Annotated in this window: 10 protein-coding genes and 1 tRNA gene; 7 read left to right on the plus strand and 4 right to left on the minus strand. The window is 67.5% G+C overall.

The window, feature by feature from the left end:
- Window positions 1–70 precede the first annotated feature (70 nt).
- Window positions 71–1,288, plus strand: coding sequence for a recombinase family protein (locus RTU05_RS14640; RefSeq protein WP_312599088.1), 1,218 nt, complete (start codon window positions 71–73; stop codon window positions 1,286–1,288).
- A gap of 404 nt (window positions 1,289–1,692) precedes the next feature.
- Here RTU05_RS14640 and RTU05_RS14645 read toward each other — a convergent pair.
- Window positions 1,693–1,782: transfer RNA gene (locus tag RTU05_RS14645), tRNA-Ser, on the minus strand.
- A gap of 139 nt (window positions 1,783–1,921) precedes the next feature.
- Between RTU05_RS14645 and msrA the strand changes: the two genes are divergently transcribed.
- From msrA to RTU05_RS14675, 6 genes are all read left to right on the plus strand, one after another.
- Complete coding sequence (gene msrA, locus RTU05_RS14650) at window positions 1,922–2,572, plus strand: peptide-methionine (S)-S-oxide reductase MsrA (RefSeq protein ID WP_312599089.1); 651 nt, start codon at window positions 1,922–1,924, stop codon at window positions 2,570–2,572.
- 71 nt (window positions 2,573–2,643) lie between these two features.
- Complete coding sequence (locus RTU05_RS14655; RefSeq protein WP_312599090.1) at window positions 2,644–3,981, plus strand: VOC family protein; 1,338 nt, start codon at window positions 2,644–2,646, stop codon at window positions 3,979–3,981.
- Window positions 3,982–4,178: 197 nt separating this feature from the next.
- Window positions 4,179–6,026 carry an acyltransferase family protein gene (locus tag RTU05_RS14660; RefSeq protein WP_312599091.1) on the plus strand — a complete coding sequence of 616 codons (1,848 nt, stop codon included), beginning with the start codon at window positions 4,179–4,181 and terminating at the stop codon, window positions 6,024–6,026.
- Window positions 6,027–6,180: 154 nt separating this feature from the next.
- Entirely contained in the window at window positions 6,181–8,142 is a 1,962-nt protein-coding gene (gene mdoH, locus RTU05_RS14665) for a glucans biosynthesis glucosyltransferase MdoH (RefSeq protein WP_312599092.1), read from the plus strand.
- A 117-nt stretch (window positions 8,143–8,259) separates the two neighbouring features.
- Window positions 8,260–8,577 (plus strand): hypothetical protein, encoded by a 318-nt coding sequence (locus RTU05_RS14670; RefSeq protein WP_312599093.1) that lies wholly within the window; start codon window positions 8,260–8,262, stop codon window positions 8,575–8,577.
- 66 nt (window positions 8,578–8,643) lie between these two features.
- On the plus strand, window positions 8,644–9,624 hold the full coding sequence (locus RTU05_RS14675) for an SDR family oxidoreductase (protein WP_312599094.1): 981 nt from the start codon (window positions 8,644–8,646) through the stop codon (window positions 9,622–9,624).
- Window positions 9,625–9,689: 65 nt separating this feature from the next.
- On the opposite strand, the gene RTU05_RS14680 is transcribed toward RTU05_RS14675, so the two are convergent.
- From RTU05_RS14680 to RTU05_RS14690, 3 genes are all read right to left on the minus strand, one after another.
- Window positions 9,690–9,986 (minus strand): GNAT family N-acetyltransferase, encoded by a 297-nt coding sequence (locus tag RTU05_RS14680; RefSeq protein ID WP_312599095.1) that lies wholly within the window; start codon window positions 9,984–9,986, stop codon window positions 9,690–9,692.
- A gap of 59 nt (window positions 9,987–10,045) precedes the next feature.
- A complete protein-coding gene (locus RTU05_RS14685) occupies window positions 10,046–10,429 on the minus strand; it encodes a hypothetical protein (protein ID WP_312599096.1) in 384 nt (127 codons plus the stop codon).
- A 13-nt stretch (window positions 10,430–10,442) separates the two neighbouring features.
- Window positions 10,443–10,911: hypothetical protein (locus RTU05_RS14690; RefSeq protein WP_312599097.1), on the minus strand; the 469-nt coding region annotated here is incomplete at its 5' end.

Here is a 10,911-nt window from a genome sequence, read left to right on the forward strand (position 1 = left end):
CTCTCCAGCTCCGAAAAGCTAGCATGGGTGTCCACTGAAACGAGGGAGGATCAGTCGGCTGACCCTGAACGTGCTGCTGTCCTTCGCCCAGTTCGAGCGGGAGGTGACCGGCGAACGCATCCGCGACAAGATCGCCGCCTCCAAGAAAAAGGGACTTTGGATGGGGGGCCGACCTGTCCTCGGCTACGACCCAGACGGTCGAACCTTGAAGATCAACGCTGAGGAAGCTTCGGTCGTTCGTCGGATGTTCTCCCGGTATCTGGAGCTGCGCTCGGCGAACCAGTTGGTCCACGAGTTGGCGGAGCGGGGTGTCGTCACCAAACGTTGGACAACCAAGGCTGGGGAGCGAAAAGGCGGTCTGCCGATCGAACGCGGCGGCGCCTACCACATGCTGCGCAACCCCATCTATGTCGGCGACATCCCGCACAAGGACCTTGTCCATCCGGGTCAGCACCCGGCTCTGATCGATCGCGAGACTTTCGAGGCTGTCCAGCTCATGCTCGACGCCACGCGGCGCACCCGCAAACCTGGTAAACCGCGCCCCGCCCATACGGGCGCGCCGTTGACCGGGTTGATGGTGGATAGCGTCGGCAATGTGATGTCGCCGGTCAGTTCGCCCAGGAGGGGCGGAGCCATCTACCGATACTATGTCTCGACGGCCGTGCAGAAGGGATCGCCTGGCAGGGCGGGACTGCACCCTCGCCTTTCGGCTCAGGTCATCGAAGCAGCCGTCGCTAGAGCGATGACCCCGTTGTTCCCAGACAGAGCAACCACGGACTGGTCGATCCTGCGCGACGCGATTGCGCGGATCGAAATCTTGCTAGGAGAGGCTCTCATCGCGCTGGACGAGCAACGCTGCGGCGAACTGATCGACACGCCGTCTGGCAGACTGGTCTTTCAGCAGTTGGAGCGTCGAGGCTATGCCCCGGTCGTCCGGCTCTCCCTCGCGACCGACCGTCGAGGCGCTGTTTCGATCGCCGGGCCAGGCGGTAGCGACGCCATCCATGCGCCCAAAGTCGACGCTGCGCTGAGCGCGGCTCTGGTCCGGGCCGAAGCGTGGAAGGCCAAACTGCTGAGCGGAAGATCTGCCACCTTGGCTGAAATCGCCGACGCCGAAGGTGTGACCTTGACCTACGTCACGCGGCTGCTTCGAGTGGCATTCCTCGCGCCCGATCTGAAGCGAGCAATACTGCACGGCGTCCAGTCTGAACGTCTCACGTTGGAAGACGTCATGCGGAACGATCTGGCGTTGGAATGGTCCGACCAGCGACGGCGTTACGCCGCTTGAGGCCTACGCCGCCTTAAGATTACTGCCGCCGATCAGACTTCTGATCGGCGGCTTTTCGTTCGCTGATATGAGGGATTACGTTCCCTGATATCCCGCATTGGCTTCCCTGTTATCTGAGCTGGTTATTGTAGCCAACCGCGTCCTTAAGCTACGGAAATCTCCAAGAAATGCGCCATAGGGAGGCTCGAGGACGACCGGAGCATTCCCAAAAATTCTGGATAGCAGGGAAACAGGGAAAGTGGACCGCCTTGCGCCAAACGGAGACAGGCGGCCGCAAGGCTCGTGATTTGGCGATGGATCAGGCGCGCAGAGACCACAGCGGTGTCTCTGCTATCGCGCAAGGCTCGGTAATGAGGGAGATATTCCAGGCGAAGATCTGCACCGGCGCGTAGCCGTGGAGAACGTGGCGGACAGAGAGGGATTCGAACCCTCGGTAGGCTTTCACCTACACACGCTTTCCAAGCGTGCGCGATCGACCACTCCGCCACCTGTCCGTTTCACGCCAGCTCGTGCGCGCCGCCGGAGGTCGATCCGGCGGGAGGCGGGCCTGATAGAACACCATCGCCCCCTCGGCAAGCGCCTCTCGCATCCCCATATGGGGATCAACGCCATTTTCCGATGAGGGACCCGCCCATGCTGTTCAAGAAAAGCGCCGAACTGCCCACGCCCGAGACCGCCCTGCCCGGCCGCGCCGAGCCGTTGCCCACCGATCTGAACCACTATGTCAGCGGCCATCCGCTGAAGGGGCCTTATCCCGAGGGTTTCCAGACGGCGATCTTCGGCATGGGCTGTTTCTGGGGTGTCGAGCGCATCTTCTGGCGGCTGCCGGGCGTGTGGGTGACGTCGGCCGGCTATTCCGGCGGGATCACGCCGAACCCGACCTATGAGGAGACCTGCACGGGCCGCACCGGCCATACCGAGGTGGTCAAGGTGGTGTTCGATCCGGCCGTCATCGCCTACGCCGAACTGCTCAAGGTCTTCTGGGAGAACCACGACCCGACGCAAGGGATGCGCCAGGGCAATGACGTGGGCACCACCTATCGCTCGGCCATCTATACGCTGAACGCCGAGCAGCAGGCCGAGGCCGAGGCGTCACGCGACGCCTATCAGGCGGCCCTGACCAAGGCAGGCCGCGGCGCCATCACCACCGAGATCGAACCCGCCGGCGACTATTTCTACGCCGAGGGTTATCACCAGGGCTATCTGGCCAAGAACCCGGCCGGATACTGCGGCATCGGCGGGACGGGCGTGGTCTGCCCCATCGGGGTGGGCGTCGACGCCTGACGCCTGCGACGGCCGCCGGGTTTCGTCCGGCGGCCGACCGGCTTAAGAGCGACGAAAACGTGGGAGCCATCATGTCCGCCTTCGTCCATCCCGACGACATCCGCAGCCGGTTCTCGGCCGCCCTGTCCGCCCTGTACCGGGCCGAGGTGCCCCAGTACGGCGACCTGCTGACCCTGGTGGCGGACATCAACGCCCAGGCGTTGAAGGCGGATGCGGCGGGCGCCGACCGGCTGGCGGCGTCGGGCGAACTGGCGCGGTTGTCGGAGGAGCGTCACGGCGCCATCCGCGTCGGCACGGCGGCCGAACTGGCCATGATCGCGCGCGCCTTCGCCGTCATGGGGATGGAGCCGGTCAGCTATTACAATCTGGCCCCGGCCGGGGTGCCGGTGCATTCCACCGCCTTCCGGCCGGTCGATCCGGCGGCCCTGGCGCGCAATCCGTTCCGGGTCTTCTGCTCACTGCTGCGGCTGGAGCTGATCGAGGATGATGCCCTGCGGGCCGAGGCGGCCCAGACCCTGGCCCGCCGCGACATCTTCACCCCCGGCGCGCGCGAACTGATCGAGACCGCCGAGCGCGAGGGCGGCCTGGACGCCGATCAGGCCGACCGCTTCGTCGCCGAACTGCTGGAGACCTTCCGCTGGCACGCCGAGGCGACCGTCAGCGCCCAGACCTACGACCGTCTGGTCGCCGCCCACCGGCTGATCGCCGATGTGGTCAGCTTCAAGGGGCCTCACATCAACCATCTGACGCCGCGCACTCTGGACATCGACGCGGCCCAGACGGCCATGCCCGAACGCGGCATTACGCCCAAGGAGACCATAGAGGGGCCGCCCGCCCGCGCCTGCCCCATCCTGCTGCGCCAGACCAGTTTCAAGGCGCTGGAAGAGGCCATCGCCTTCCCCGGCGTGGACGAACCAGACTCTCGAGAAATGGTCGCCGGAACCCACACCGCCCGCTTCGGCGAGATCGAGCAACGCGGCTGCGCCCTGACCCCCGCCGGGCGCGCCCTGTACGACGCCGCCCTGGCGTCCAGGGACTTCTCCGCCCTGCCGGACGACTGGGAGGCGCTGCGTCGCGGCGGCCTGGCCTGGTTCCGCTATCACGCGACGCCGCAGGGGCTGGCCTCGCGCGCCGAGACCGCCGACCTGGACGCCCTGATCGCCGCGGGCTTCGTCGTCGCCGAACCGATCACCTACGAGGACTTCCTGCCCGTCAGCGCGGCCGGCATCTTCCAGTCCAACCTGGGCGCCGAGGCCCGCCAGACCGCCTACGCCGTCGATCCCGCCCGGGCCGACTTCGAAACCGCCCTGGGCCGCCCGGTCCAGGACGAGATGGCCCTGTACCGCGCCGAACAGGACGCCTCGATCACCGAGACGTTGAAGGCGCTGGGATTGTCGACAGCGGGATGAATAACCGCTCATCCCGGCGAAAGCCGGGACCCATTCTTTGGGCGTTTTGACGTGAGATTAGGAAACCGGCGCTGATCCCATGCGCCTGGGGCGTGAAAGCACTGGGTCCCGGCTTTCGCCGGGATGAGCGGAATGGAGCAATCCCGAGACCATCCGTCGTCTTGCCTGACCGCGCGGCTGGTCGCATAGACGCGGCCGTGAACCCGTCCGCTTCCCCGACCCAGCGCCGTTACGATCTCGACTGGATCCGGGTCGGCGCCTTCGGCCTGCTGATCCTGTATCACGTCGGTCTGGTCTACGGCGTCTATGACTGGCACGTGCACAGCGCCCACACCTTCGAGTGGATGCGCGAGGCGATCCTGATCACCAATCCCTGGCGGCTGACGCTGCTGTTTCTGGTGTCCGGCGCCGCGCTGCGGTTCATGACCCTGCGCCGCACCCCGCGCCAGGTGGCCCGCGCGCGGTTCGAGCGGCTGGTCCCGCCCCTGTTGTTCGGCGCGGTCGTGCTGGTGCCGATCCAGGCCTGGATCGAGGCGATGGACAAGGGCGGCTGGCCGGGCGGCGTCGCCGGCTATGTCGCCTGGATGGCGCGCGAGTTCAGCCCGGCGGGCCTGGCCGACGGCGTGCCGGTCAATCACCTGTGGTTCATCGTCTATATCGCCGCCTACAGCCTCGTGACCATCCTGCTGTGGCGCAGGCCCGGCCTGATCGAGCGGCTGGGCGATGTCTTGCAGCGCGCCCTGAGGGGGCCCTGGCTGCTGGTCCTGCCGATCCTGTATCTGTCGGCCATTCGCCTGTTTCTGTTTCCCCATTTCGGCATCACCAACATGCTGCACTGGGATTGGTACAACCACGCCCTGTCGCTGGCGGCCTTCGTGTTCGGCTTCTGCATCGTGGGGCGCGAGAGCGTGTGGCGCGACATGGAGCGGTATCGCTGGCTGGCCCTGGGCCTGGCCGCCGTCGCCCTGCCGATCATGATGGTCCAGGTCTGGCATCCCGGCGCGCGGGCCTTCTGGGGCGCGCCCCGGGCCTTGGTCTATGGCGTGGATCAATGGGCGACCATCGTCGCCATCCTGGGCTTCGGCTCGCGTCATCTGCGGGCGCGGGGCGGGCCGGTGCTGAACTATCTGACCCAGGCCACCTTCCCCCTTTATCTGGCGCACCAGACCATCCTGGTCGCCGCCGTCTGGATCATCCGGCCCGCCGCCCTGCCGGTCGGGCTGGAGGCGCTGTTCCTGGTCGCCGCGACCTTTTTGGGCAGTCTGGCGATCTATGAGGTCGTGCGCCGCATCCCCGTCCTCCGCCCGCTGTGGGGGCTGAAGCCGCTGGACGACCGTCCCTGGCCGCTGGACCTGAAGGCGCTGATCCGCCCGACCCAGCCCTATCACCGTCGCCGTCGGCTGCTGGGGGTGGGGGTCGCCGCCCCGATCCTGGCCCTGACCGTGGTCGCCGCCGCCATCGCCGCCTATCCCGGCTTCAACAACGCCACCCAGTATCTCAGCGAACTGGGCGGCGCCTCGGCCAGGGCGCCGATCATCTTCAACGGCGGGGTCTTCGTCGCCGGGGTCATGGCGGGCTTGGCCGGCATCGGCTTCGGCCTGGGGATCTACGCCCTGACCGGCGCGCGCGTCGCGGGCTGGGTGATCGCGGTCGTCTTCGTCCTGGCGGGGGCGGGCATGGCGGGATCGACCCTGTATCCCTGGCCCGATCCGCGCCACATGGTCATCAACCTGGCCCTGGGCATCCAACTGGCGCCGCTGCTTCTGCTGTGGGGGCTGCGCCGCCGCCGCGACATGCCCCGGCTGAAGGTCTTCCTGGCCGCGACCTTCGTGGTCATGGCGATCCTGACGGTCCTGACCAAACATCTGGTCCTGCCCGGCACGGTCAACGACGCCAATGTCGGCTGGTGGGAGCGGCTTTACGCCATCGTCCTGGTGGGCTGGGTCGGTATCGCGGCCTGGGTCCTGGACCGCAAACTGCTGCACCACGCCACAGTCTCGCCGCCCCATCGCCCGGCTTCCGCCGCGCTTGACGTCCCGATCTGAAAAATCCCCGGAAAATTTCGCTGCAATCAACATTGCGTGATTGAAAATCGCGCGAATGTGATCGAGTATGGCGGAACGTGTTGCAGTGCAGCACTCCGCGTCCTTCCTGCCTTCGGAAAGATGATCGGTCAACACGGGGGCGTCCAGAAGCGGCATGAACAAGCTGGCGATCCGGCCTGTCGAACAGGCTGAAATCGAGACTGTCGAGCGGACCCAGGCGCCGTCCTGGTCCTGGCTGCCCGACGAGGCGCGCCTGGCCATGCCGGTGCAGTCCCTGGCCGCGCCCGACGCCGTGGCCGACCTGACGCCCGCGACCTCGCCGCGCACGGTGGCCCTGCGCCGCCTGGCGCTCCTGGCCGGCACCATCATGCTGACGGCCCTGTCGGCCATCACCCCCTTCTATCTCTACGCCCGCAAGGGCTGGGACGGGACCGAAATCCTGGCCTTCAGCCTGTTCATGGTGCTGATCACCGCCATCTCCTGCTGGTTCGTCAGCGGCCTGATGGGTCTGTTCGTCATGCTGCGCGGCAAGGACCAGCAGGACCTGGCCTTCTCGCCCCATCCGCCGATGCCGCGCACGCGCACGGCCCTGCTGATGCCGCTGTATAACGAGGACGCCCGCGCCTCCTTCGCCCGCCTGGCCATGATCGACCAGTCTCTGGCCCGCCTGGGCGCCGCCTCGGCCTTCGACATTTTCGTGCTCAGCGATTCGACCAAGGACGAGGCCGCCGCCGCCGAACGTTCGGTCTTCCAGGCCTTCCGCCTGACCGCCAACTCCAAGGCCTATTACCGCCGCCGCACCGACAACGCCGAGCGCAAGGCCGGCAACCTGGCCGAATGGGTCCGTCGTTTCGGCGGCGCCTACGAGAACATGATCGTGCTGGACGCCGACAGCACCATGGCCGGCGAGACCCTGCTGCGCATGGTCGACGCCATGGAGCGCAATCCGGGCGTGGGCCTGATCCAGACCGCCCCGGTCATCATCAAGGCCCGCACCATCTTCGCGCGCGTGTCCCAGTATTCGGTGCGCCTGTACGGCCGCGTCGCCGCTGCGGGTCTGGCCTATTGGACCGGCTCGGAATCCAGCTACTGGGGCCACAACGCCATCATCCGCACGCGCGCCTTCGCCGCCTGCTGCGGCCTGCCGCACCTGAAGGGCCGCAAGCCCTTCGGCGGCCACATCATGAGCCACGACGTGGTCGAGGCCGCCTTGATGCGCCGCGCGGGCTGGGCCGTGCACGTCACCGCCTCGCTGGACGGATCGTGGGAGGAGACCCCGCCCTCGATCACCGACTTCATCCGCCGCGACCACCGCTGGTTCCAGGGCAATCTTCAGCACCTGGGCCTGATCACGGCCAAGGGCCTGTCGCCCATGAGCCGGCTTCAGCTGCTAATGGGCTGCATGGCCTATATGTCCTCGCCGCTGTGGCTGGCCTCGCTGATGACCGGCCTGTTCATCCAGATGTTCTATCCGGTCGACTGGTCCAGCTTCTTCTACATCCTGAACCCGCAGTTCACCCCCTTCATGCTGGCCTCCTTCCTGTCGGGCATCCTGCTGATCGGGCCCAAGTTCATGGGCGCGGCCCTGGTGCTGAGCCGCCCGGCCGAGCTGCGCGCCTTCGGCGGCCGCCGCGCCATCGCCCGCGGCATGGCGGCCGAGATCGCCCTGTCCGCCATCCTGGCCCCCATCCTGATGGTCGCCAACACCAAGGCGTTCCTCCAGATCGTCTCGGGCCACGACACCGGCTGGTCGACCCAGCAGCGCGAGGCCGACGGCCTGGCCTGGTCCGACGCCCTGCGCGCCATGCGCTGGCAGATGGTCGCCGGCGTCGGCTTCCTGATCCCGCTGGCCGTCCGCCCCGACCTGGCCACCTGGTTCGCCCCGATCGTCCTGCCGCTGCTGCTCGCCGCCCCGATCGCGGTCTGGACCTCGCGCGTCCGTTCCGGCGACGCCCTGGCCAAAAAAGGCTTCCTGGTCACCCCGGCTCAGGACGGCGTCAGCGTCTCGCCGGCCGTCCTGCACACGCCGCGTTCGCCGCTGCGCGCGGTCGCCGGCGGCGTCCTGGCCCCCGTCGCCGCTCCCGCCATGGTTCCGGCCCGCGCGCCGGAGCTGTAAGGGTTTCCACCGATGCATGGCGGCCACAGTGTCGCCACAACCCTTACGGTCAAGCTCGACGCGGAGGCGACTTCGCATCACCTTCGTCTTCTGACTTTACCGAGGAGATGTGATTCCATGGCCCAGTCCAACGGTTCCGACGCCAAGCCCGACCTGCGGCTCGTCGCGGCCGAGGCCGAGATCTACGATCTGATGAAGGCGCCCGAGACCACCGCGGAACGGGTCAAACGCCTGCAGCTCGAAGCCCACGCCCTGGCCCTGGAAGAGATCGAGGCGCTGGAGAAGCTGCTGCTGGAGGCCGCCGCCAAGGCCAAGGCCATCGCCGACGGCGGCGACGCCTATCCAGTCGGCGCGCGCGAGATCGCCTCGCGCCTGGCCTCCGACCTGCCCAACCGCGCCGAGACCATCAAGACCATCATCCACCGCGTCAGCTGATCACGCGCAGGGAACGCCCGTCCGCCTCGTCCGCTTCCTGAAGGTCCCGTCCTTCAGGAGCCTTCGATGACCGACACCGCCCGCGCCGACGCCGTCGCCGATCATGAACGCGCCATCCAGCGCGACATCGACGCCAAGGACAAGACGTCCGGCGACGACACATCCTCAGGCGCGGTCCAGGCCGGCGCCCGCCCCTATCCCGAACCGCCCTTCCCCAAACAGCATCAGACCAAGCCCGGCGACGAGGCCGCGCTGGATCCCGCGCCCCTGTACGACGCCCCCTTCTGGAAGGGCTCGGGCAAGCTGGATGGGTTCGCCGCCCTGATCACAGGAGCCGATTCCGGCATCGGCCGCTCGGTCGCCGTCCTGTTCGCGCGCGAAGGCTGCGACGTGGTCATCTGCCATCTGGACGAGGACGCCGACGCCGAAACCACCAAGGCCGCCGTCGAGGCCGAGGGTCGCCGCGCGGTGGTGCTGAAGGGCGACGTCTCGGACCCCGCCTTCGCCGAGGCCGCCGTCAAGGCCACCCTGGACGCCTTCGGCCGCCTGGACGTCCTGGTCCCCAACGCCGCCTTCCAGGAACACGTCGGCGCCTTCGAGGACCTGACCTACGACCATTTCGACCGCACGCTGAAGACCAACCTCTACGGCTATTTCAACATGACCAAGGCGGCGGTCCCGCACATGAAGACCGGCGGCGCCATCGTCATGACCGGCTCCGTCACCGGGCTTCAGGGCAACAAGGACCTGCTGGACTATTCCCTGACCAAGGGCGGCATTCACGCCTACGCCCGATCCTTGGGCACCCACCTGGCGCCGCGCGGCATCCGCGTGAACGTGGTCGCCCCCGGCCCGGTCTGGACCCCGCTGAACCCCGCCGACAAGGACGCCGAAGCCACCTCCCGGTTCGGCGCCCAGACGGTGATGAAACGCCCGGCTCAGCCCGAGGAGATCGCCCCCGCCTACGTCTTTTTGGCCTCGCCCCAGATGTCCAGCTTTATCACCGGCGAGATTCTGCCGATCATCGGCGGCTATTCGGGCGGTTGAACCCGCCTTACCCCCGCCTTGGTCATCCTCGCCCTCGTGGCGAGGATGACGGTGTCAATGGACGGTCAGGCCAGGACGTCGTCGTAATCGGGATGGCGCTTGTGCCAGGCCACGGCATAGCTGCATTGCGGAAACAGCTTCATCCCGCTCTCGCGCGCATGTTCGGCCAGGGCCTGCATGAACCGTCCCGCCGCGCCCGATCCGCGCAGCACCTGATCGGCCTCGACGTGCAGGATCATCCGCGTGTCGCCGCGCACGGCGTAGTCGGCCCAGACCTGACCCTCGCCGCCGTCGCTCTTGAAATCCTGTTCGAAGCGGTTCTCGTCCGCCTTGTCGATCAGTCGGCCCTGTCCGTCGGTCATGTGTCGCTCCTGTTCTTCGAAGCCTGAACCGCCGACCGGCCCGTCGTGTTCCCGCCGCGTCAGATCGGGCGGTTCTGCAACAGGTTGATCAGTCCCAGCACGCTCTTGACCGTGAACCAGACGCTGAGCAGGAACCAGATCAGCAGGAACAGAAACAGGAACGGTATGCCGATCAGCGCCACCGACGCCACGGCGCTGACCGAGATCCCGACCCAGGCGGCGATGGTCCACCAGAACACCGACCAGAACAGCGCGATCTGCGCCTCGATATGCTGGCGCGCCACGCCCGTCGCCGTCCCCCGCGTGACGTAGGACACCACCAGCCCGATCAGCACCAGCACATTGGCGCTGGGGATCGACAGGATAAACAGCGCCCAGGCGATCAGGGCGCCGACCTTGCCTTCCGGTTCGCGTCCGGCGATGAATTCGGGGGCGTCGGTCATGATGATCCTTGGTTCAGAACAGCCAGCTGCGGGGCTTGGGAACGGCCTGGCCGCTCTTCAGTTTCAGCACGCCATAGGCGCCGCGCGCCAGGATCCAGATCGCCACGGCGAACAGGACGATGACCCCGACATTGACCACCACCAGCACGGCGCCGACCACGGCCGCCGCGATCGCCCCGAACACGGTGCGCTTCTGATACAGGGCGTGGCTGGCTTCCAGCGCGTCGGCCGCCGTATCGCGCCGCATCACCGCCAGCAGCGCCACCAGGCACGAGGCGCCCAGCGTCGGCACCGCCAGCAGGATCAGCATATAGACCGCATAAAGCCGTATCGGCACGGCCGGGCCGGGAACGCGCTCGGCCGCCCGCTCGGACGCGCGCGGCGTCTCGGCCCGCATCCGGTCGCGCATGACTGCGTGGGGCGCGGCGTTCGGCTTCGGATGCGGGGCGAAGCGGGCGACGGGCTGCACGCCCTCGCTGCGG

Origin of the sequence: Brevundimonas sp. (assembly GCF_032017145.1) — a bacterium.
Classification (GTDB): Bacteria; Pseudomonadota; Alphaproteobacteria; order Caulobacterales; family Caulobacteraceae; genus Brevundimonas.